Consider the following 22,159-nt stretch of genomic DNA (forward strand, 5'->3'; position numbering starts at 1 on the left):
CTCGCGTGACCACCGACCCGCCCCGACCACCCAGGCACTCCGCCCCGCCTGCGCCGGACCCGCGTGGTGGCTACAGCCTGCCGGACAAGCCGAAGGACGACGCGGTGGAGCCTCAGGCCGGTCCGCTCGGCGTACCGGCCCGCCCGGCCGCGCTGCCGGACGCGGCGGAGCCGCTGCACCGGCCGGCACCGCCGCAGACCGCGGGGCACCGCGACCACGACCGTCCCGAGCCGGACGAGGACCGCACCGTCCAGGACCAGGGTGCGGCGCCGCCGCGCCGCGACCAGCGCCCCGGTGAGGAGTCGCTGGCGGCCTTCGTCAGCACCCCGGCCCGCGGCACCCCCATCGAGGCGGCCGGGCACCCGGCGGACGAGGAGTCGGCGGGGATGCGTATCCCGATGCCGGCGCAGACCGGCCCGGAGGCCGACCGGCTCCGCTACGTCGGCGCGGCCACCCGGCGGATCGCCCGCGGTGTCGACCTCGACGAGATCCTGCTCGGGCTGTGCCGCTCCGCGGTGCCGGCCTTCGCCGACGCGATCCTGGTCTACCTGCGCGAGCCGCTGCCGGTGGGCGACGAGCGCCCTTCCGGGCCGCTGCGGCTGCGGCTGCGCCGCTCCGACGGCGGCCTGGAGGGTCCCGGGGAGGCGGACGACGACGCGCCGGTGGGCGCGACCCCGCTGCTGCCCGCGCTGCTGCCGACGATGGAGCCGTCGTACGGCGCCGGCGGCGACTCCATCGGGGTGCTGCTCGACGGGCCGCTCGCCGAGGTGCTGCGCGGGGTGCGCCCGGTCTTCGCCGACTCGGTGCGGGCCGCCGACGCGCTGGCGGAGCTGCTCGGCCGCCCCGACGACCCGGTGGGCCTGCCCACCGGGCGGCGGGCGCTGCTGGCCCCGCTGCGCGGCCGCCGCCGGGTGATCGGTGCGGCGGTGCTGCTGCGGCGGGCCGGCCGCGCGCCCTTCGAGTCCGACGACCTGCTGGTCGCCGCGCAGCTCGCCACGCACACCGCGCTGGGCGTGGACAAGGCGGTGCTGTACGGGCGCGAGGCGTACATCGCGGACGCGCTGCAGCGCGAGATGCTGCCCGACTCGCTGCCGCAGCCCACGGGTGTCCAGCTGGCCAGCCGCTACCTGCCGGCGGCGGAGTCGGCGCGGGTCGGCGGCGACTGGTACGACGCGATCCCGCTGCCGGGCAGCCGGGTGGCGCTGGTCGTCGGCGACGTCATGGGCCACTCCATGACCTCGGCGGCGATCATGGGCCAGCTGCGGACCACCGTCCAGACGCTGGCGGGCCTGGACCTGGCGCCGCAGGAGGTGCTCTACCACCTGGACGAGCAGGCCCAGCGGCTCGGCCAGGACCGCATGGCCACCTGCGTCTACGCCGTCTACGACCCGATCGCGCACCGGCTGGTGGTGGCCAACGCGGGCCACCCGCCGCCGGTGCTGCTGCACGCGGACGGCCTCGCGGAGGTGCTCAGGGTGCCGCCGGGCGCCCCGATCGGCGTCGGCGGTGTGCCCTTCGAGGCCGTCGAGCTGCCCGCGCCCGCCGGGGCGACGCTGCTGCTGTACACCGACGGCCTGGTCGAGTCGCGCAGCCGGGACGTGTGGGGCGGTATCGAGCTGCTGCGGGAGCGGCTGCACGACGCCGCGTCGGTCGTCTCGCCGCCGCCGCTCGAACCGCTGTGCGACGAGGTGCTGGAGATCCTCGGCCCGGGCGACCGGGACGACGACATCGCGCTGCTGGCCGCGCGCTTCGACGGGATCGCGCCGAGCGACGTCGCGTACTGGTTCCTGGAGCCGCAGGCGCAGACCCCGGGCCGGGCCCGCCGCCTGGTCCGCCAGGCGCTGCGGCGCTGGGACCTGGAGGAGCAGCTGGAGGCGGCCGAGCTGCTGGTCAGCGAGATCGTCACCAACGCGGTGCGGTACGCGGAGCGGCCGATCACGCTGCGGCTGCTGCGGACGGACGTCCTGCGGTGCGAGGTCGGCGACGACGCCCCGCTGCTGCCGCGGATGCGGCACGCGGCGCCCGAGGAGGAGGGCGGCCGCGGGCTGTACCTCGTCAACCGGATGGCGCAGCGGTGGGGCGCCACCCGCCTGGGCGCCGGCAAGGTCGTCTGGTTCGAGCTCCCCCTCTGACCCTGGTTCCCCCTACGGCAGGCGCCCCTCCCGCCCGGGAGGGGCCGTCGAGGTGCCCGGGGGGACGGGCGATGGGAACGTGGGGATCGGGCGTACCCCCGTGAGGACCGCAGCCCCGAGGCACGTGCTGACAGCCCCGTGCCCCGGGGCTGCATCGCGTCCGCGTCCGACTCGCTCGCGGAAAATGTGCTATCACTATGATAGACAGATCGACCGATGAGCCAGGGGGAACCCCATGTCCGTGCCGACAACACCGCGGCAACCGTCAGGAACAGCCGCCGATCCCGCGATACCCGCGATGCCCGCACCCCGGGTGCAGGAGCGGCGGGCGCTCGGGATGCCGGGGCTGCCCTTCCTGCTGATCGCGCTGCTCGTGGTGCTGGGCGGCGGCGCCCTGGCCGCCGCGGGAGGGGTGCACGCCAAGGACCACCCCGGCGCGCTCGCGGCCGCGCTGATCGTGCTGGGCGTCGTGATCGTGGTCGGCGCCCTGCTCACCCTGTTCGGCCTCACCCAGGTCGCCCCCGGCCAGGCGCGGGTCTGCCAGCTCTTCGGGCGCTACCAGGGCACCATCAGGCAGGACGGCCTGCGCTGGGTGAACCCGCTGACCAGCCGCCGCACGATCTCCACCCGGCTGCGCAACCACGAGACCGCGGTGCTCAAGGTCAACGACGCCTACGGCAACCCGATCGAGCTGGCCGCGGTCGTGGTCTGGCAGGTCGCGGACACCGCCCAGGCGGTCTTCGAGGTCGACAACTACGTCAACTTCGTCGCCATCCAGACCGACACCGCCGTCCGGCACATCGCGACCAACTACCCCTACGACGCGCACGACGGCCAGTCGCTGTCGCTGCGCGGCAACTCCGAGGACATCACCGAGCGGCTGTCCGCGGAGATCGCCGCCCGGGTCGAGTCGGCCGGCGTGCGGATCATCGAGTCCCGCTTCACCCACCTCGCCTACGCGCCCGAGATCGCCTCCGCGATGCTCCAGCGGCAGCAGGCGGGCGCGATCGTGGCCGCGCGGCAGACCATCGTGGACGGCGCCGTCGGCATGGTCGAGTCGGCGCTGTCCCGGATCGCCGAGCAGGGCATCGTGGAGCTGGACGAGGAGCGCAAGGCCAGCATGGTGAGCAATCTGCTGGTGGTGCTCTGCGGCGACCGGGCGGCCCAGCCGGTACTCAACACGGGAACCCTCTACCAGTGACGGAGCGCCCGACGTGACGGACCCCGGCCCGCCGGCCGACACCGGCGCCGACCCCGCAGGCGGTGCCGGCGAGGCCGGCGCCGCCGCCCGTACCCCCCGCGCCCGCAAGCAGGTGCTGCTGCGGCTCGACCCCGCCGTCCACGACGCGCTCGCGGCCTGGGCGGCGGGCGAACTGCGCAGCACCAACGCGCAGATCGAGTTCCTGCTGCGGCGGGCGCTGGCCGACGCGGGACGGCTGCCGTCGGCCGTGCGGCCGATCGCGCGACGCGGCCGCCCGCCGAAAGCCGAGCCGCCCCCACCTCCGGAGGACACGGCCTGACCTGCGAGAATGCCGCGCCCGGTGATTATTCTCCCTGCGTATACACATGATGTATACCCATGGTGTACTGTGCTCCGCATGTCAATCGGCCACACCCTGCTCGGACTTCTGGAGTCCGGGCCGCGCCACGGTTACGACCTCAAGCGCGCCTTCGACGAACGTTTCGGACACGACCGGCCGCTCGCGTACGGCCAGGTCTACTCGACGATGGCCAGGCTGCTGAAGAACGGCCTGGTCGAGGTCGACGGGATAGAGCCGGGCGGCGGTCCCGAGCGCAAGCGGTACGCGATCACCGACGCCGGGGTGACCGACGTGGAGAGCTGGCTCGCGCAACCCGAGAAGCCCGAGCCGTACCTGCAGACGACCCTCTACACCAAGGTCGTCCTCGCCATCCTGACCGGCCGCCCCGCGGCCGACCTGCTGGACACCCAGCGCGCCGAACACCTGCGGCTGATGCGGGAGCTGACCCGGCGCAAGTCCGGCGGCGACCTCGCCGACCAGCTGATCTGCGACCACGCGCTCTTCCACCTCGAAGCCGACCTGCGCTGGCTGGAACTGACCGCAGCCCGGCTCGACCAGCTCGCCGCGGAGGTGACCAGGTGACCGCCGCCCCCGAGCCGCTGCTCGTCGCGACCGACCTGCACAAGGTGTACGGCCACACCCCGGCGCTGGACGGCGCGGAGCTGACCGTACGGGCCGGTGAGGTGGTCGCCGTGATGGGGCCTTCCGGGTCCGGCAAGTCCACCCTGCTGCACTGCCTGGCCGGCATCGTCACCCCCGACTCCGGCGAGGTCCGCTACCGCGGGCGGCAGCTGTCGGCGATGTCCGACGGCGAGCGCAGCGCCCTGCGGCGTACGGACTTCGGCTTCGTCTTCCAGTTCGGGCAGCTGGTGCCGGAACTGACCTGCCTGGAGAACGTGGCCATGCCGATGCGGCTCGGCGGCCGCAAGCGCAAGGAGGCCGAGGCGCAGGCCGCGACCTGGCTCGAACGCCTCGAAGTCGCCGACATCGCGGACCAGCGGCCGGGCGAGGTCTCCGGCGGGCAGGGCCAGCGGGTCGCGGTGGCCCGCGCCCTGGTCGGCGAACCGCGGGTGGTCTTCGCCGACGAGCCGACCGGCGCGCTGGACTCGCTGAACGGCGAGCGGGTCATGCGGCTGCTGACCGAGGCCGCGCACGACACCGGTGCCGCCGTCGTCCTGGTCACCCACGAGCCGCGGGTGGCGGCGTACTCCGACCGGGAGATCGTCGTGCGGGACGGGAAGTCCCGCGACATGGAACGGGTGTCATGACCTCCGCCTCCCCCTCACCTTCCTCACCTTCCTCCCCCTCGTCGCACTCGCCCTCGTACGAGCCCTTCGCCGGCTTCGACGGCACCCGCGACCCCGGCGGGCGGCCGCCGGAGCCCTCCGCGGACCTGCGCACCTGGCTGCGCGACCTCCTGCTGGGCGCGCGCTTCGCCGCCGGCGGCGGGCGCGAGGGCTGGCTCCGTACCGCGCTCACCGCGGTCGGCGTCGCGCTCGGCGTGGCCATGCTGCTGCTGGCGGCCGCGGTGCCGGCCATGATGGACGCCAGGGACCAGCGGCGGGTGGCCCGCGACACCCTGTCGATGGGCGAGCAGATCAAGCCGGGTCCCGACACCTTCCTGCTCGACTCCGCGGACACCACCTACCACGGCGACGACATCAGCGGCGTCCTGCTGCAGCCCGAAGGACGCGCCGCCCAACCGCCGCCGGGCCTCGCGGCGATGCCGCGTCCCGGGCAGATGGTCGTCTCCCCCGCGCTGAAGAAGCTGCTGGCGTCCTCACCGCTGCTGCGCGAGCGCATCCCGTACGAGATCACCGGCACCATCGGCAAGGCCGGGCTGATCGGACCCGCCGACCTGTACTACTACGCGGGCAGCGACAAGCTCGTCGCCTACGACGCGACCAGGGAGCACGGCAACGCCGACCGCGCCAGGGGCTTCGGCGCCCACAGCAACAGCGACGTCCGCGGGCCGGTGTTCAACCTGCTCCTGGTCACCGTCCTGGTGGTGCTGCTGCTGCCGGTCGCGGTGTTCATCGCCACCGCGGTACGGCTCGGCGGGGAGCGCAGGGACCGGCGGCTCGCCGCGCTGCGGCTGGTCGGCGCCGACATCCGGATGACCCGGCGGATCGCGGCGGGCGAGGCGCTCTTCGGGGCGCTGCTCGGGCTGCTGCTGGGCGCGGTGTTCTTCCTCGTCGCCCGGCAGTTCGCGGCCGGCATCACCATCAGGGACATCTCCGCCTTCCCCTCCGACCTGATGCCGGACACGGCGCTGACCGTACTGATCGCGGTCTCGGTGCCGATGGCCGCGGTCGCCGTGACGATGATCAGCCTGCGCCGCACGGTCATCGAACCGCTCGGCGTGTTCCGCCAGGGCCTCGGGCGGCGGCGCCGGGTGTGGTGGCGGCTGCTGATCCCCGTCGCGGGACTCGCCCTGCTCGCCCCGATGTTCGGCGCGGTCAAGGGCGACGCGTCGATCAACCAGTACCAGATCGCGGCCGGTACGGTCCTGCTGCTGATCGGCGTGACCGCGCTGCTGCCCTGGCTGGTCGAGACGGTCGTGGGGCGGCTGAGCGGCGGCCCGGTCGCCTGGCAGCTGGCCACCCGCAGGCTCCAGCTGAACAGCAACGCCTCGGCCCGCATGGTCAGCGGGGTGACGGTGGCGGTCGCCGGCGCCATCGCCCTGCAGATGCTCTTCAGCGCGGTCGACCAGGACTTCGTGTTCGACACCGGCGCCGACCCGGCCCGCGCCCAGGTGATGGTCTCCACCGACGGCACCACCGTCGGGCAGACCGCGCACGACCTGCGGCTGATCTCCGCGACCAAGGGCGTACGGGAGTCCTCCGGCTACCTGCGCTCGCAGGCCACCAGGCCGGACGCGTCCACCCTCACCGGCGACGACCGGACCTTCCCGTACCTGCCGGTGATCGTCGGCGACTGCACGGGCCTGCGGGAGCTGGCCGCGATCGGGGCCGGCTGCAAGCCGGGCAGCACCTTCCTGGTGCAGCCGCCCGCGGACGACGGCAACGACGAGTCGCCGAAGTACCTCAAGGCCGGCCACCGGATCGACCTCAACGCCGGCTACAGCGAGAAGTACACCGGCGCCCCCCGGCTGTGGACGATCCCGGCCGGCACCCCGACGGTGGCCACCCGGGTCGACCCGACCGGCAGCCGCCAGTGGGGGGTGTTCGCCACCCCCGAGGCCATCGACAGCAGCCGGCTGTTCGACCCGGGCTCGCAGATCATGATCGGGCTCGACCCGCACCTGCCGGACGCCGTCGAGTACGTGCGCAACACCGCGGCGGGCTTCGGGGTCAACACGTACGTGATGAACATCAGCAGCACGCAGACCAAGGCGAGCTACACGCAGCTGCGCCGGGGGCTGTTCGCCGGTGCGACGCTCACCATGGTGCTGATCGGGGCGAGCCTGCTGGTGACGATGCTGGAGCAGCTGCGGGACCGCAGGAAGCTGCTGGCGGTGCTGGTCGCCTTCGGCACCCGGCGCAGCGCGCTGGCGTGGTCGGTGCTGTGGCAGACCACCATCCCGGTCGTGCTCGGCCTCGTCCTGGCCTGCGCCGGCGGTATCGGGCTGGGTGCGGTGCTGATCGCCATGGTCGGCCGCGCCTTCCAGATGGACTGGGGCAGCGTGGCGCTGATGTCGGCTGTCGGTGCGGGCGTCGTCCTCGCGGTGACGCTGCTGAGCCTGCCGCCGCTGTGGCGGCTCATGCGCCCGGACGGCCTCCACACGGAGTAGCCGCTCTCCCGCGCAGAGGCGGGCGTTCTTCAGGGGCGCGGGGAACTTCCTCGCGCCCCTGTCGGGCGCCCGGCTACGCGGGGTCGGGCGCCGGGTCCTGAGCGGGGTCCGGGTCGGCGGCCTGGCCGCCCTGGCCGGCCTGGTCGGTCTGGCCGGCCTGGTCGGCCTGGTCGGCCTGGTCGGTCTGGCCGGCCTGGTCGGTCGCCGGGGAGGGGTCCGGCCCGGCAGCGCGGTCGGCGGCGGGCTCGGGGACGTAGGCGGCCGGGGGGTCGGCCTTCTCCCGGGAGTACGCGCGCAGGTAGCCCACGACCGTGTTGGAGACCGCGACCAGCGGGACGGCGACCACGGCGCCGCCGATGCCGGCGACCATCGATCCGGCCGCCACGGACAGCACCACCGCCAGCGGGTGGACACGCACGGCCCGGCCCAGGATGAACGGCTGGAGGATGTGGCCCTCGATCTGCTGCACGGCCAGCACCACCGCGAGGACCAGCAGCGCGGTGAACGGACCCTCCGTCACCAGGGCCACCACGACGGCGATGAAGCCGGAGGCGACCGCGCCGACGAGCGGGATGAAGGACGACAGGAAGATGACGACGGCCAGCGGCACCGCCATCGGCACCCCGAGGAAGAAGATGCCGATGCCGATGCATATCGCGTCGATCAGGGCGACTATCACGGTGCCCCGCACATACAGCGTCAGCGTCCGCCAGGCCCGCGGCCCGGCGCCCGCGAGCCCTTCCCTGGCCGCCTCGGGGAACAGCCGCAGCACCCAGTTCCAGATGTTGGGGCCGTCGTAGAGCAGGAACAGCGTGCTGAACATCGCCAGCAGCACGCCGGTCAGCACCTCGACGATGACGGTGACGCCTTCGAGACCGGCGTCGGTGAGCGCCTTGGTGTTCGACCCGATGGCGTCGCTGAGGTTCTTCGCGACCTGGTTGATCTGGTCGTCGGTGACGTGGAAGGGGCTGTTCAGCAACCACTTCTTACCCTCGGCGATACCGTCCTGGAGGCTGCTGGACAGGTTGTCGATGTTGTCCATCACCTGCCAGACGACGAACCAGCCGACCAGGCCCATGACGATGAAGCCGCCGACGAAGACCATCGCGGTGGCCAGCCCGCGTGGCACGCCGAGCCTTTTGAGCCGGGCCACGAACGGCTGCAGCAGCGCCGTTATCAACAGTGCCGCGGCGAAGGCCAGCACGACCAGCCGCACCGCGCCGATGACCCGCATCAGCACCCAGACCGTGCCGGCCAGGATCAGCAGCCGCCAGCCGATCTCGGCGGCGACCCGCATGCTCCAGGGCACCACGGCGAGCGGGTCCGTCGGCGGCGCCGACCGCTGGGCGGGGACGACCGGGGTCGCCGGGGCGGGCGCGGCCGGGGCCTGCGGAGCGGAGTGGGCCGGTTCGGGCGCCGCGGCCGCCACGGGTTCGGCCGCCGGCTCGTCGCCCACGGCGGCCCGGTGGTGGGCGGCCTCCCGCGCCGTGACCGCGGTGTGCCGATCCTCCAGGCGGCCGGCGAGGTTTGCCAGCCCGGCCGCGAGCGCGCTGCTCCATTGGCGCTTGTCCGGCATCGCTCTCCCCCGCCCTTGACCATCTTTTGGCACTGCTGTGCAGGACGACGTTACCTGCCGCGGGGGTTGCCTCGGCGGGCGCACCCGCACCCGGACGGGGGAACGGCAGCGGAAAACCCCCGGGCCGTCGGCCTCGGGGGTTTCCCGGCACTCCGTCGATCGGCTCGGGGCCGGTCAGTAGGAGTGGTGGACCTGCCAGTACGACCAGGCGTCACAGGGACTGCCGTACCGGACGTTCATGTAGTTGAGGCCCCACTTTATCTGCGTGGCCGGATTGCTCTGCCAGTCGGAGCCCGCGGACGACATCTTGGAGCCGGGCAGCGCCTGGACGAGGCCGTAGGCACCGGAGGACGAGTTGACCGCCAGGTAGTTCCAACCGCTTTCCCGGGTCACGATGTTGGAGAAGCAGGCGTACTGCCCGCTGCCCACGATCTGCTGGGCCATCGCCTTGACCTCGGCGACCGTGTAGGACGCCTTGAACGGGAAGGTCGCACGTGAGTCGCCGCGGCTGGCCGCCAGGGTCTTCTCGCGCTCCTTGGCCGCCGCTTCGTCCGCCGCCTTCTTCTTGGCCGCGGCGTCCTGGGCGGCCTGCTTGCGCGCGCCCTGCTCGGCGGCCTGCCGCGCTGTCGCGTCGGCCGCGTCGGACTGCGCCACGACCTGGTCGGTCAACGACGCCTGCTGAACCTGCTGTCCAGCGGGAATGTCCGCGAGGAGGGTCGTCGTCCCGGCAGCTTCCACGGGCTCGCTCGTGCCCTGGTCTGCGCCCGACGCGACGCCCACAACGGCGCCCACAGTGGTGACCGCAGTGGCTGACGCCACCGCGAATCCCCGGACCGAGATCCGGCTCACACGGTTTCCTTCCGGCATCGCCCGCTTGGTGACCGCACGGACGAAATCGTGCCCCTGGCGCTGTCCCCCTTCTCCGGTCCGCCGTACGGGCCGGTCGGTCACGGGGGCACTGGCCCGGTGCGAAGTCCGTGGCGGATTCGCGTGCTGCTCGGGCGGCTCATGGCGTCGATGTTGATTTGTGTGGTGCTGCGAACCCTTTCCCCGAGGGGTCCGGGAGTGCCATGAGCGGGGCCTGACAGCCTCACACCCTGCCGTACGCAGACGTCGCGCGGCAATTTCCGGTTGAGTGGCAAAGGTCACATCGCGCGATGCGCGTCATTCCCCGGCAATCGCGCCCGGAAAACGCTAGGCTGCTGCGCCCTTCACGCCGGGCGCAGCAGCCTCAACTCACGTCATCGATGGGCAAATCGGGGCATCGTACAAAACGATCAGGCCCCGCCGTCCTCCAGCATCTCCGTCACGAGCGCGGCGATCGGGGAGCGTTCGGAACGAGTGAGCGTCACGTGGGCGAACAACGGGTGCCCCTTGAGCTTCTCCACCACCGCCACCACACCGTCGTACCGCCCGACCCTGAGGTTGTCGCGCTGAGCCACGTCGTGGGTCAGCACCACCCGCGAGCCGGCGCCGATCCTGGACAGCACCGTCAGCAGGACGTTGCGCTCCAGCGACTGCGCCTCGTCGACGATCACGAAGGCGTCGTGCAGCGAGCGGCCCCTGATGTGGGTCAGCGGCAGCACTTCGAGCATCCCGCGGGCCACGACCTCCTCGATGACCTCCTTGGAGGTGACCGCGGACAGCGTGTCGAAGACGGCCTGAGCCCACGGGCTCATCTTCTCCGCCTCGCTGCCCGGCAGGTAGCCCAGCTCCTGGCCGCCCACCGCGTACAGCGGCCGGAAGACCATCACCTTGCGGTGCTGGCGGCGTTCGAGGACCGCTTCGAGGCCCGCGCACAGCGCCAGCGCCGACTTGCCGGTGCCGGCCCGGCCGCCCATCGAGACGATCCCGACGTCCGGGTCGAGCAGCAGGTCGAGGGCGATGCGCTGCTCGGCGCTGCGGCCGTGGATGCCGAACGCCTCGCGGTCGCCGCGCACCAGCCGCACCCGGCCGTCCGCGGTGACCCTGCCCAGCGCCTTGCCGCGGTCCGACTGCAGCACCAGGCCGGTGTGCACCGGCAGGTCGGCCGCCTCGGCCAGCTCGACGGTCTCCTGCGCGAAGAGCGCGTCCACCTCCTCCGCGCCGACGACCAGCTCCTCCATGCCGGTCCAGCCCGAGGTGATCGCCAGCTCGGCCCGGTACTCCTCGGCCAGCAGGCCGACCGAGGAGGCCTTCACCCGCAGCGGCAGGTCCTTGGACACGACGGTCACGTCGTACCCCTCGGCCTGCAGGTTGCGGGCGACCGCGAGGATGCGCGAGTCGTTGTCGCCGAGCCGGAAGCCCGCGGGGAGCACCCCGGGGTCCGAGTGGTTGAGCTCGACCCTGAGCGTGCCGCCGAAGTCGCCGATGGGAATCGGCGCGTCGAGCCTGCCGTACCTGATCCGGAACTCGTCGAGCAGTCGCAACGCCTGGCGGGCGAAGTAGCCCAGTTCCGGGTGGTGGCGCTTGGCCTCCAACTCCGTCACCACGACGACCGGCAGCACGACCTCGTGCTCGTCGAAACGGGTGAAGGCATTGGGGTCGGCGAGCAGCACGCTGGTGTCGAGTACATACGTGCGCCGGTCGTGAACACGGCGATTCTTGCTGGTCACCACGTGTGGACGAACCCCCTCGGGGAGAGGTGAGGCTGCGGTCCGGCAGCCGTTGGGCCGGATGCCGGTCTGCCAGTGGTATGCCCGGGAAATCCGGTACCCATGCGAATGCATATGACAGTCATCCGACGGTCATGATCCGGTCACTGACCGCTCATCCACGATTCGGCGGTGGGCGGACCGCGACTTCCGCCACGGTAACCCGGCATTCTGTGCCGTCAACAGCCTTTTTCCCCAGGTCAGCGCCTGGCTACGCTCCGTAGCGGCGATGCCTGGCCGCATAGTCGCGCAGCGCCCGCAGGAAGTCGACCTTCCGGAAGGCCGGCCAGAAGACCTCGCAGAAGTAGTACTCGGAATGCGCACTCTGCCAGAGCATGAAACCGGACAGGCGCTGCTCGCCGGAGGTGCGGATCACCAGGTCGGGATCCGGCTGGCCGCGGGTGTAGAGGTGCTCCGAGATGTGCTCGACGTCCAGGATCTCGGCCAGATCCTCGATGGACGTGCCGCGCCCCGCGTGCTCGTACAGCAGCGAGCGGACCGCGTCGGCGATCTCCTGGCGGCCGCCGTAGCCGACCGCGACGTTCACCAGCAGTCCCGCGACGTTGTGGGTGTCCTGCTCGGCCTCCTTGAGCACCGCCTGCGTACGGTCCGGCAGCAGGTCCATCGTGCCCACGTGGTGCACCCGCCAGCGGCCGGTCGCGGCCAGGCCTGCCACCGCGTCCTCGATGATGCCCAGCAGCGGCACCAGCTCGGCGGAGGGCCGGTCGAAGTTGTCGGTGGACAGCAGCCACAGGGTGACCACCTCGACACCGGTCTCCTCGCACCAGCCCAGCAGCTCGGCGATCTTGTCCGCGCCCGCCTGGTGGCCCTGCTCCGCGGTGCTGCTCGCCGCCTTCGCCCAGCGCCGGTTGCCGTCGAGGATCACGCCGATGTGCTTGGGACCCTGGGCCACGTCGAGCCGGCGTTCCACTCTGCGGGAGTACAGCCCGTACACCAGCTCGCGCAGATTCATCGCGTACCAGCCCCTCCTGCGCTCGGTCGCCCGGGCGCCAGGGTACTGCCCGAATGGCTGTCCGGACGAACCGGGTCGCGGCGCGGCCGGCCGCCCGGCGCGGCACGCTGACGGATCGCCCGCCAGGTAGTAAGCGGCTCAGCTGCCCGTGATAGGGAGGAACTGTGAACATCAGAAACCTCTACCGCGCCTCCGAAGAGCGCTACGAGTCCATGGAGTACCGCAGGACCGGGCGCAGCGGCCTGAAGCTGCCGGCCGTCTCCCTCGGCCTGTGGCACAACTTCGGCGACGACCGCACGCTGGACTCCCAGCGCGCCATCCTGCGCCGCGCCTTCGACCTCGGCGTCACGCACTTCGACCTGGCCAACAACTACGGCCCGCCCTACGGCGCCGCGGAGGCCAACTTCGGCACGCTCTTCGCGCAGGACTTCCGCCCCTACCGCGACGAGCTGGTCATCTCCACGAAGGCCGGCTACGACATGTGGCCCGGCCCGTACGGCGAGTGGGGCTCCCGCAAGTACCTGCTGTCCTCGCTCGACCAGTCGCTGGGCCGGATGGGCCTGGACTACGTCGACATCTTCTACTCGCACCGCTACGACCCCGACACCCCGCTGGAGGAGACGATGGGCGCGCTGGCGTCCGCCGTCCAGCAGGGCAAGACGCTCTACGTCGGCATCTCCTCCTACGGCCCCGAGCGCACCCGGGAGGCCGCGCGCATCCTGCGCGAGCTGGGGGTGCCCGCGCTGATCCACCAGCCGTCGTACTCGATGATCAACCGGTGGATCGAGGACGAGGGCCTGCTCGACGTCCTGGCGGAGGAGGGCATGGGCTGCATCGGCTTCGTGCCGCTCGCCCAGGGCCTGCTGACCGACCGCTACCTCGGCGGAATCCCCGAGGGGTCGCGGGCGGCGCAGGGCAAGTCCCTCAACCCGGCGCTGGTCAACGACGAGACGATCGCCCGCCTGCGGGCGCTCAACTCCGTTGCCGAGGGGCGCGGGCAGTCCCTCGCGCAGCTCGCGCTGTCGTGGGTGCTGCGTGACCCGCGGGTCACCTCCGCGCTCATCGGGGCGTCGTCGGTGGCCCAGTTGGAGGCCAACGTCGCCGCGGTGGGGGCGGCGCCGCTCACCGCGGAGGAGCTTGCCGAGATCGACCGGCACGCGGTCGAGCCGGAGGGCGTCAACCTCTGGTCCGTGAGCAGCGAGGCGTAGCCCCGCGCTCAGGGGTTTCCCCCGGGGTGCCCCCGTCGGCGCCCCGGGACCTTCCCCCGGTGGTGCAGTTCCCCGCGCCCCTATGGGTTGCCCTCTGCGCAGAGGGTGAGCGTTTTTCGGGCGGCGCTGGGGGCACCCCCAGGCGAAGCTCAGGTGGGGGCACCCCCAGGCGAAGCTCAGGTGGGGGCACCCCCAAGCGAGGCTCTGGTGGGGGCACCCCCAGGCGAAGCCTTGGGGCCGGAACTGCGCGACCAGCCACGACGGTGGGAAAGGCGACCACCCACCGCAAGGGGCGCCCGCCTGGAGCCCCGCTAGGTCAGCACCAGCGCAATTGCGCAGCCGAGGAGCATGAAGGGGCCGAAGGGCAGGGGGGATTTGCGGGTGGCGCGGCCCGTGGCCAGGAGGGCCAGGCCGACCAGCGCGCCCAGCGCGAAAGCGGCGAACGTGCCGGTGACCACCGTGGACCACCCGTACCAGCCCAGCGGCAGCGCCACCGTCGGGGCGAGCTTGACGTCGCCGAAGCCCATACCCGCCGGGTTGACGAGGAAGAGCAGGAAGTAGAGGGTGCCGACGGCCGCGGCGGCGAGCAGGGCGCGGGGCCAGGAGCCGTGGTGGTCCGGGAGCAGGGCGGCGGCGCCGAGCAGGGCCGCGCCGGCCGCGAACGCGGGCAGCGTGAGGATGTCGGGGAGCCGGAAGACCCGTAGGTCGACCACCGCGAGGGTCAGCGCGACGGGCACCAGCAGCAGCCAGACGGCGAGTTCGGGGTGCGGCCCGGTCGCGGCGGCGAGGCCGGCACAGAGCAGGGCGGAGCCGAGGGCGAGCAGCCAGGGACCGTAACGCCCCCCGGGCGCACCGCAGTCGGAGCAGCGCTCGGGGCCGAGCCAGCCTCGCGGCCCGGCCGGCAGGGGGTGGCCCGACGGGCAGGCCGCGGCCCATGGTTCGCCGGACGGGACCGCCAACCGGAGTGCTGCGCGCGGGAGCAGGAACCCGCTCAGCGTTCCCCACACGGCGGCGGCCACGATCGGATAGACATGCACCGGGCCGACCGTACACGGACACCTGCGCGAAGGGAGCGGTCATGCGCCGACGTTGGCGGGACGGTGACCTCACCCTGCGTACCCCCGGGGCCGACGTGCCGCTGCGGGTCGCCGCGTCCTACCGCGCCAGGACCCGCGGGCTGCTCGGACAGGACGGTGTGCGGGGCGCGTTGCTGCTCACCCCGGCGTCGAGCGTGCACACCGTGCGGATGCGGTTCGCGATCGACGTGGCCTACCTGGACCGGCGGTTGCGGGTGATCGCGGTCCGTACGATGCCGCCCGGGCGGGTCGGCCGGCCGCGCCTGCTGGCCCGGCACGTACTGGAGGCGGAGGCGGGCGCGCTGGCCCGGTGGGGCGTGCGGCGGGGCGTACGGCTCGACGTCGTCGACTGACGGCACACCTTTCCGCCCGCTTTGCTCCGTCTACGGCTTATCCACGATGCGCCGGCCCCCGGTCTGCTGATAGGCATACGGGATGTTCTCCACCACCTCCGACGAGATCGCCCCGCACACCGAGTTCCCGACCGATGACGCGCTGTCCCGGTGGGCCGCCGGCGACCGCACCACCGCACGGGTCTTCACCCGCGGCGCGGCCGTCGCGGTCGCCGCCCCCGGGCTCTCGCTGCGCGACCGGCTGGTGGTGACGGGTCCCGCCGGCGAGGCGATACCGCTGGTGCGGGACGTGCTGGCGGAGGTCGGCCGCGGGTACCGCCCGCTCGGCGACCGGGGTCTCATCGACGCCCTGGTCATGGCCGTACCCGAGCTGCGCCCCACGGCCGGTTTCGGCTGGATGGTCCGAACGGGGTCCGCCGCCGTCCCGCCCGACGGCACCGCGGGCTGGCTGCCCGCGGCCGCGGCGGCGGGCATCACCGACCTGCTCGACCAGGCCTTTCCCGACTCCTACGCCTACCCCGGCCGCCTCGGCGCCGACGACCGCTGGGCCGGCGTCCTGCCGCCCGGCGGCTCCGGCACCCCGCTCGCCGTCGCCGCCCTGGCCTGGTGCGCTCCCACCGTGGGCCTGCTCGCGGGCGTCGCCACCGCCCCCGCGGCCCGCGGCCGCGGCCTGGGCCGCCAAGTCTGCGCCTTCGTCCTGGCCGAAGCACTGGCCGCGTACGGCACCGCCGCGCTCATCGTCGACGACGACAACACCCCGGCCCTGCGTCTCTACCGCTCCCTGGGCCTCGCCTACCGCCCGCTGCGGGCGGCGGCCTTCCGGGCACCGGCGGCGTGAAAAGAAAAACGGGCCGGTTCGCAGGGGGGGAGAGCGAACCGGCCCGAGGGGGGGACTTACACCGTACCGCGTCCTGGCGCGCATCCCGCACGTTACGCGGCAGGAGGAGTGAACGTGATTTCCACGCGACGGTTCTGCCGGCGGCCGGTTTCGGATGAATTGTCCGCTATGGGATAGTCCTCGCCGTAGCCGCGCACCTGAAATGTGTGGGATGAGTCACCGGCGCTGCTCAGCGCCGTTGCCAGAACTTGGTACACCGCCTGCGCCCGCTGCTTGGACAGCGCCGCCCCGTGCTCGCTGCTCCCCAGATCGTCGGTGAAACCGAAGACACGAATGGGTGAGGTGACGTGCCGCGTGTTGATGTCCGCGGCGATCGCCTGGATACGGGACGTCGCGGACGGTGACAGCGTCGCACTGTCCCTGGTGAACACCACCTCCGACTGCAGCGCGTAGGTGACCGTCGAGTTCGACGTCTCCTGCCGCTGCTCCGGCTGGCTCGCCGCCACCGAGGACTGGTCCGTCACCGACACGATGTCCAGCACCTTGGGCGGCGCGAGCGTGGAGCCCTCCGGCAGTTGGAGGTCGGGCGACGTCGGGTCGATCCGGACAGGGGCGGTGGGGGTCGGGTCCCCCGCACTCGGCGGCGGATTGGAGTCCGCGACCGCCTGCGGCGCGACCGCCACGCCGGTGGCGAGCAGGACGACGGTGAGCGTGAGGCCTGCGGCGGCCGCTGCGGGTTTCATGGGGATCACCCCTCGGAGATGGTGATTTTGGCGGGGGGCATGGTGGGGAGTTCGAACTCGACCTGGGTGGTGGTGGGGGGTGGGGAGGGGAACTGAGCGAAGAAGGGTCGGGACTCCTCGGGCTTGACCCCGGTGAGGCCCATGGTGCACAGACACTTCCCGTCGGTGTCCCGAAGGACGTAGTAGCGCTTCTTGCCCGCCTCGTCGACCAGCACCGCCCCGGCCGCGGAGGCGCCGGACGCCACGAGGCCGGTCTCGTTTCCCCGCCATGAATCGGCGTCGAACGTGTCGCTGCCGTTGTTGGTCAAAGTCCCCTGGACGGTGACGAACCCACCCTCGTCCCGCACAGCGGAGTTGATGGTGACGGCGATGTCCTGCGCGCCCTTGATCTGAGCGAGGACCGGCGCGGAGGTGTTCGACGCCGAAGGGGCTCCGGCCGAGGAAGCGGGTTTCCCGGACTTGCCGGCCGATGCGGAGGGCTTGCCGTCACCCTGTTCGGAACCACCGCCCCCGCCACAGCCGGCCAGGCCGACGGCAACCGTGCCGGCCAGCACCGCGGCGATCATTGCCCTGTGCCCAAGTCCCATCGTTCCCCGTTCCTTACGCTCGACTGTCCTCATCGGCTCAGATGGACTGTGTAGAAGGTGGACAGGTCCAACCGGAAGGTGTCCGACGTCGGATCGACCGTCACATCCTGGTTGTCGCAGGTGAACCCGAGGAGGCTGCCGCGCTTCGACCCGAGGACGCAGCGCGGTGAGACCACCGCCGTGGCCGTGGCCTTCGCATGGATCTCCTCGGTACCGTCCACAACGGACTTCCCCACCGAGTCGATCGACCTCACGGTCACCGTGTAGCCGGGTAGGCCCTCAGCCGGCACGCAGCCGCCGGCCAGGATCTCGGCCCCGTTGCGCCCGGCGTAGTCGGCCGCCGCACCGCAGGCCGACTCGTCGTGCTGCCCCAAATCCGTCAGGAGATGCGACAGCCTGCCGAGGTCACCCGACGTCAGGGCAGCAAGGAAGTCCTCCCCCACCGCATCCCGATCGGCGCGTGCCGCCGCGAGGGCAGCCGCGTCAGCGGCGGTCTGTGCGCCGTTGCGCGCAACAGAAGCCTGGCCGACGGCGAAGAACGCGAAGGCCAGGAAGAACAGCGCGGCCATCGCGACGATGTAGATGCCGAGTGTCTGCCCGGCGTCACCGTAGCGTCCTACTTGCCGCTGCCCTTCGTGATGTTGTTGATCATATCGGTGATGCCGGTCTTCACCTTGTCGCCGATGTCCGTCGTGCTCGCCAGCACCCCGATGATCACCGCGATCACGACCGCGATGCCCAGGTACTCGAAGGACGTCTGGCCGCGGTCCGTGCGGGATCGCAGGTGTGTGGCCGCGCGGTCCGCTTGGGTGCGGAGCCAGAGCTCGGCGGTGGTGTAGCGCTGGAGTGCCCACCTGTTCATCGTTGTTCGCCCCATCCTTTGTCACCTGGCTGGTGATACGTACGGCGGTGGTCGTGGGCTGCCCGTCGGGGTCGGGGGTGGTGGTCACGGCGCACCGCCTCTCGCTGGTGGTCGTCGGTTGTCGTCCGCAGCGGGTTGGATCTGATTGCAGGTGCAAATATGGTTGCGAATGCAAAGGTACACCCGAACCTCGGGCATCCGCAGCCGGTTGTGCACCACGAGCCTCGCGGGCAAGTGGCGGTTACAGCATGGCGGTTGGTCACCCTCGGTCGCACCCCGATCACCCGTTTCCGAAGACGTCGCCGAAGTGGATCTGCGAGCCCATGACGGTGCCGGTGATCAGCAGGATCATGGTGGCGGGGACCAGCAGGACGGTGATGACGCCGGTTGCGCGGGGGACCATGCGGGCGGCGCGGCGGCGGGCGTTCTGGGCCTCGGTGCGGCGCATGTCGGTGGCGATCTGCAGCAGGGTGCGGGCGATCGGGGCGCCCAGTTCCTCGCCCTGCTGGAGGGCGGTGACGAACTGGCCGACCTGGTCGCTGCGGTTGCGCTTGCGGAGCTGGTCGAAGGCGTCGCGGCGGCTGACGCCGACGTCCATCTGGCGCAGGGCGACCCGGATCTCGTCGGACCAGGGGCCGGTGTAGACGGAGTTGACGCGTTCCAGTGCCTGGCGGAAGCCGAGGCCCGCGCTGACGACGACGGCGAGGACGTCCAGGAAGTCGGGCAGGGTGCGCTCGATGTCGTCGCGGCGGCGGCGGACGGCGAGCCAGATGCCGAGGTCGGCCCAGCCCCAGCCGTAGGCGAGCAGCAGCAGGGCGAGGAACCAGCTGCCGCGGCTGAGCAGCAGCAGGGCGGTCAGGGCGCCGAGGGCGCCGTAGACGGCCCGGCGGGCGGCGTAGCGCTCGACCGTCAGGCCGTGCGGGTGGCCGGCGTGGTCGATCCTGGCCCGCATCTTCGCGATCCGGGCCGGCCCCATCATCCGCAGCACCATCGGCACCCAGCGGATGCCGAGCCGGTCGATGGCGTTGCCGGTGCGGGTGGTGCGGGTGCGGCCGACGTCGAGGGCCAGCGCGAGGTCGTCGGGGAGCTTGACGTCGGCGCGCAGCAGCCCGACCGCGTGGACCACGCCGACCGCGCAGAGGGCGAGGGCCAGCGCGAGTCCGAGGCCGATGAGGATCATGTCCGGCTCCTGGCGGTTGCGTTCATACGTCGATCCTCGACATCCGGCGGATCAGCGCGAAGCCGAGCGCGTACAGCCCGAGGGAGATCAGGACGCAGATCCGGCCGACGGTGGAGCCGGTCATCGCGCTGAGCGAACCCGGCATGATCCGGTCGAGCAGGAAGAGCGAGCCGAGGCCGATGACGGGGACGGCGTAGGCGGTGACGGTGACCTGCGACATCTGGGTACGGATCTCGCGGCGGGTCTCCTTGCGCTCCTCCAGGGTGACGGTGAGGTTGCGCAGCGACTCCACGACGGAGCCGCCGGCCCGACTGGAAAGCACCAGGGTGGAGACCAGCACGATCAACTCCCGGCTGGGCAGCCGCTGCTGGAGCTCGCCGAGGGCGTCGTCGATGGAGTGGCCGACCGCCATCGCGTCCGCGACCTGCTTCAGCTCCTCGCCCGCGGGCGCGTCCAGCTCCTCCGCGGCCATCGACACGGCGGTGCGCAGGGCCAGTCCGGCCTGCGTGGCGTTGGCCAGGACGCGGGCCAGGTCCGGGAGTTGGGCGATGAAGCGCTCGGTGCGGATGCGGCGGCGCCACTCCAGGAAGGAGTACGCGGCCCAGCCGGCGATCAGTGCGGCGATCGGGCCGAAGAACGGCGCGAGCAGGACGGCGGCCGCCGCCCAGGAGCCGACCACCAGGCCGATCACGGAGGCGGTGAACTGCCCGGGGGTGAGGTTGGTGCCGGTGGCGGCGAGCCGGCCGGCCAGCCGGCGCCCCCAGGCGTAGCGGCGTACCCGCCGGTCGAGGGCGGCGAACGGGACGGCGGCGGTACCGGTGCCGCCGCCCGCCTCGGCGGCCAGCCGCTCGACCAGCGCGACCCGGTCCGCGCGGCCGCCGCGCCAGGCGTGCAGGCCCCACACGGCGAGTGCGAGCGCGAGCAGGGTGACGCCGAGCACCAGCAGCGGGTAGGGGCCGGCAGCGAAGTTCCGCCCGCTGGCGGCGAGTTCCCGCCCCGCGTCCGGTGGCAGGGTCATTTCGCCTCCCGGCTGTCGAGTTCGAGTTCCGTGGCGCCGACGCCGAAGGCGGCGGGAACGTGCTCGCCGGCCAGGTAGAGGCGTTCGCCGATCTCCCGTGGCACGGGCCGGTGTTCGTACCAGCCGCGGACGATGCGGTCGACGCCGAGCGGTTCTGCGCGGAAGCGGGTGGCCGAGGTGAGCCGGAAGGCGTCGCGGCCGTGGGAGGACAGGACGGCGATCTCGGCGATGCGGCGGGTGCCGTCGATGTGCCGGTGCAGCTGGACGAGGACGTCCACGGCGCTGTTGATCTGGTCGCGCAGCGCCTCGAAGGGGATCTTGACCTCGCTCATCGACGCGAGGGTCTGCAGCCTGAGCACCGCGTCCTCTGCGGAGTTGGCGTGCACGGTGGCCAGCGAGCCGTCGTGGCCCGTGGACATGGCCTGCAGCATGTCGAGGGTCTCGCCACCGCGCACCTCGCCGACGATGATGCGGTCGGGGCGCATGCGCAGCGAGTTGCGCACCAGGTCGCGGATGGTGATCCGGCCCTCGCCCTCGACGTTGGGCGGGCGGGACTCCAGGCGGATCACGTGCTCCTGCTGGAGCTGGAGTTCGGCGGCGTCCTCGACGGTGATGATGCGCTCGCCGTCGGGTATCAGCCCGGACAGGGCGTTGAGCAGCGTCGTCTTGCCGGAGCCGGTGCCGCCGCTGACGATGATGTTGCACCTGGCGCGGACGAACGAGGACAGCAGCATCAGCATGTGCTCGTCGAGGGTGCCCAGGCCGATGAGTTCCCTGAGGGTGTACGCGCGCGGGAAGCGGCGGATGGTCAGGGTGGGGCCGGTCAGCGACAGCGGCGGGATGACGACGTTGACCCGCTCGCCCGAGGGCAGCCGGGCGTCGACCATCGGATTCGACTCGTCCACACGGCGGTTGACGGTCGAGACGATGCGCTCGATGGTCTGCAGCAGCTGCTCGGCGGAGGAGAAGCGGGCGGCGACGGGTTCGACCCGGCCGCCGCGTTCGACGTAGATGCGGTCGGGGCCGTTGACCATGATCTCGGTCACGGTCGGGTCTTCGAGCAGCGGTTCCAGGATGCCCAGGCCCAGTGCCTCGTCCACGACCCGGCGGATCAGCGCGGCCCGCTCCGCGGTGGACAGTACGGGTCCCTCGCGGCTGATGATGTGGCCGAGCACCCGCTCCAGGCGCGACCTGCGCTCGGCGGCCGCCAGCGCGGACATCTCGGCGAGGTCGATCTCCTGGAGCAGCTTGGCCCGGTAGACCGCGACCAGGTGGCTCTCCTCGGTCTGCGGTGTCGCCTCGTCGGCGACGAGTCTCGCGCGCAGGCTCATCGCGTGGTGTCCTCCCTCGGCATCGTCGCGGTGCGCGACACGTCCCCGAACAGGTGGACTCCGGGAAATACGGACGGCACCTCCACGGTCGCCTCGGCCTTGATCGCGTCGCCGTACTCGGGCCAGGTGATGTGCGCGGTCAGCCAGTCGCTGACGGCGCCCTCGCCGGCCGCCTTGCCGGCCGCCTTGCCGCCGTCGGGCGCGGGCAGTGCCGCCGTCCGGGCGGCGGTACGTGCCGCGGTGCCGGCCTGCTCGCCGCAATACGCCACGAGGCCGAGCTGGATTCCCGCCAGGGCGATGAGCAGCAGGAACGGCACCATCCCGAGGTATTCGAGGGACGCCACGCCCCGGTCG

At 72.3% G+C, this 22,159-nt stretch carries 21 protein-coding genes and 1 pseudogene; 9 read left to right on the plus strand and 13 right to left on the minus strand.

The features are described 5' to 3' along the window. The first annotated feature begins 5 nt into the window (after window positions 1-5). From NFU81_RS16215 to NFU81_RS16240, 6 genes are all read left to right on the plus strand, one after another. Window positions 6-2,132, plus strand: coding sequence for an ATP-binding SpoIIE family protein phosphatase (locus NFU81_RS16215; protein WP_422665213.1), 2,127 nt, complete (start codon window positions 6-8; stop codon window positions 2,130-2,132). Between the two features lie 235 nt (window positions 2,133-2,367). Further along, complete coding sequence (locus NFU81_RS16220; RefSeq protein WP_251490186.1) at window positions 2,368-3,333, plus strand: SPFH domain-containing protein; 966 nt, start codon at window positions 2,368-2,370, stop codon at window positions 3,331-3,333. 13 nt (window positions 3,334-3,346) lie between these two features. Beyond that, window positions 3,347-3,652 carry a type II toxin-antitoxin system antitoxin gene (locus NFU81_RS16225; protein ID WP_340188948.1) on the plus strand — a complete coding sequence of 102 codons (306 nt, stop codon included), beginning with the start codon at window positions 3,347-3,349 and terminating at the stop codon, window positions 3,650-3,652. A 78-nt stretch (window positions 3,653-3,730) separates the two neighbouring features. Beyond that, window positions 3,731-4,255 (plus strand): PadR family transcriptional regulator, encoded by a 525-nt coding sequence (locus NFU81_RS16230; protein WP_251490187.1) that lies wholly within the window; start codon window positions 3,731-3,733, stop codon window positions 4,253-4,255. Then, on the plus strand, window positions 4,252-4,941 hold the full coding sequence (locus tag NFU81_RS16235) for an ABC transporter ATP-binding protein (protein ID WP_251490188.1): 690 nt from the start codon (window positions 4,252-4,254) through the stop codon (window positions 4,939-4,941). Before NFU81_RS16230 ends, NFU81_RS16235 begins: the two co-directional genes overlap by 4 nt. After that, window positions 4,938-7,427, plus strand: coding sequence for an FtsX-like permease family protein (locus NFU81_RS16240; RefSeq protein ID WP_251490190.1), 2,490 nt, complete (start codon window positions 4,938-4,940; stop codon window positions 7,425-7,427). The genes NFU81_RS16235 and NFU81_RS16240 overlap by 4 nt, the downstream gene beginning before the upstream one ends. A 73-nt stretch (window positions 7,428-7,500) precedes the next feature. On the opposite strand, the gene NFU81_RS16245 is transcribed toward NFU81_RS16240, so the two are convergent. The 4 genes from NFU81_RS16245 to NFU81_RS16260 form a co-directional block, all read right to left on the minus strand. After that, window positions 7,501-9,003 (minus strand): AI-2E family transporter, encoded by a 1,503-nt coding sequence (locus NFU81_RS16245; RefSeq protein WP_251490191.1) that lies wholly within the window; start codon window positions 9,001-9,003, stop codon window positions 7,501-7,503. A gap of 174 nt (window positions 9,004-9,177) precedes the next feature. Then, window positions 9,178-9,852: an aggregation-promoting factor C-terminal-like domain-containing protein gene (locus tag NFU81_RS16250; RefSeq protein WP_479688506.1), complete on the minus strand. Its 675-nt coding sequence runs from the start codon at window positions 9,850-9,852 to the stop codon at window positions 9,178-9,180. A 428-nt stretch (window positions 9,853-10,280) separates the two neighbouring features. Then, window positions 10,281-11,600 (minus strand): RNA 5'-3' helicase PhoH2, encoded by a 1,320-nt coding sequence (locus NFU81_RS16255; protein WP_251490193.1) that lies wholly within the window; start codon window positions 11,598-11,600, stop codon window positions 10,281-10,283. Between the two features lie 247 nt (window positions 11,601-11,847). Continuing rightward, on the minus strand, window positions 11,848-12,609 hold the full coding sequence (locus NFU81_RS16260) for an isoprenyl transferase (RefSeq protein WP_205048027.1): 762 nt from the start codon (window positions 12,607-12,609) through the stop codon (window positions 11,848-11,850). A 164-nt stretch (window positions 12,610-12,773) separates the two neighbouring features. Here NFU81_RS16260 and mgrA point away from each other — a divergent pair, with 164 nt between their 5' ends. Then, a complete protein-coding gene (gene mgrA / locus NFU81_RS16265) occupies window positions 12,774-13,817 on the plus strand; it encodes an L-glyceraldehyde 3-phosphate reductase (RefSeq protein ID WP_274038134.1) in 1,044 nt (347 codons plus the stop codon). A gap of 311 nt (window positions 13,818-14,128) precedes the next feature. Here the strand turns inward: mgrA and NFU81_RS16270 are convergent, their stop codons facing one another. Continuing rightward, window positions 14,129-14,854 carry a prepilin peptidase gene (locus NFU81_RS16270; RefSeq protein ID WP_251490194.1) on the minus strand — a complete coding sequence of 242 codons (726 nt, stop codon included), beginning with the start codon at window positions 14,852-14,854 and terminating at the stop codon, window positions 14,129-14,131. 41 nt (window positions 14,855-14,895) lie between these two features. Here NFU81_RS16270 and NFU81_RS16275 point away from each other — a divergent pair, with 41 nt between their 5' ends. Then, window positions 14,896-15,246, plus strand: coding sequence for a DUF192 domain-containing protein (locus tag NFU81_RS16275; protein ID WP_251490195.1), 351 nt, complete (start codon window positions 14,896-14,898; stop codon window positions 15,244-15,246). Window positions 15,247-15,328: 82 nt separating this feature from the next. Further along, on the plus strand, window positions 15,329-16,084 hold the full coding sequence (locus NFU81_RS16280; RefSeq protein WP_251490196.1) for a GNAT family N-acetyltransferase: 756 nt from the start codon (window positions 15,329-15,331) through the stop codon (window positions 16,082-16,084). A 92-nt stretch (window positions 16,085-16,176) separates the two neighbouring features. Here the strand turns inward: NFU81_RS16280 and NFU81_RS16285 are convergent, their stop codons facing one another. The 8 genes and pseudogenes from NFU81_RS16285 to NFU81_RS16320 all read right to left on the minus strand — a co-directional run bounded on the left by NFU81_RS16285 (window position 16,177) and on the right by NFU81_RS16320 (window position 22,149). Then, entirely contained in the window at window positions 16,177-16,827 is a 651-nt protein-coding gene (locus tag NFU81_RS16285; protein ID WP_251490197.1) for an OmpA family protein, read from the minus strand. Between the two features lie 5 nt (window positions 16,828-16,832). After that, on the minus strand, window positions 16,833-17,414 hold the full coding sequence (locus tag NFU81_RS16290; RefSeq protein ID WP_251490198.1) for a hypothetical protein: 582 nt from the start codon (window positions 17,412-17,414) through the stop codon (window positions 16,833-16,835). 29 nt (window positions 17,415-17,443) lie between these two features. Beyond that, window positions 17,444-18,001, minus strand: a pseudogene (locus NFU81_RS16295) (pilus assembly protein TadG-related protein); the annotation flags it as partial. Between the two features lie 29 nt (window positions 18,002-18,030). Further along, complete coding sequence (locus NFU81_RS16300; RefSeq protein WP_251490201.1) at window positions 18,031-18,276, minus strand: hypothetical protein; 246 nt, start codon at window positions 18,274-18,276, stop codon at window positions 18,031-18,033. 280 nt (window positions 18,277-18,556) lie between these two features. Then, complete coding sequence (locus NFU81_RS16305) at window positions 18,557-19,456, minus strand: DUF5936 domain-containing protein (protein ID WP_251490202.1); 900 nt, start codon at window positions 19,454-19,456, stop codon at window positions 18,557-18,559. A 22-nt stretch (window positions 19,457-19,478) separates the two neighbouring features. Next, window positions 19,479-20,474, minus strand: a complete 996-nt coding sequence (locus NFU81_RS16310; RefSeq protein WP_251490203.1) for a type II secretion system F family protein — start codon at window positions 20,472-20,474, stop codon at window positions 19,479-19,481. Continuing rightward, window positions 20,471-21,805: a TadA family conjugal transfer-associated ATPase gene (locus NFU81_RS16315; protein WP_251490204.1), complete on the minus strand. Its 1,335-nt coding sequence runs from the start codon at window positions 21,803-21,805 to the stop codon at window positions 20,471-20,473. The genes NFU81_RS16310 and NFU81_RS16315 overlap by 4 nt, the downstream gene beginning before the upstream one ends. Next, the gene (locus tag NFU81_RS16320; protein ID WP_251490205.1) at window positions 21,802-22,149 is read right to left on the minus strand and encodes a TadE/TadG family type IV pilus assembly protein; all 348 of its coding nucleotides are present in this window, start codon (window positions 22,147-22,149) and stop codon (window positions 21,802-21,804) included. Before NFU81_RS16320 ends, NFU81_RS16315 begins: the two co-directional genes overlap by 4 nt. Window positions 22,150-22,159: the final 10 nt, after the last annotated feature.

It is taken from the genome of Actinacidiphila cocklensis (assembly GCF_907177275.1).
In the GTDB taxonomy this organism is placed as follows: Bacteria; Actinomycetota; Actinomycetes; order Streptomycetales; family Streptomycetaceae; genus Actinacidiphila; species Actinacidiphila cocklensis.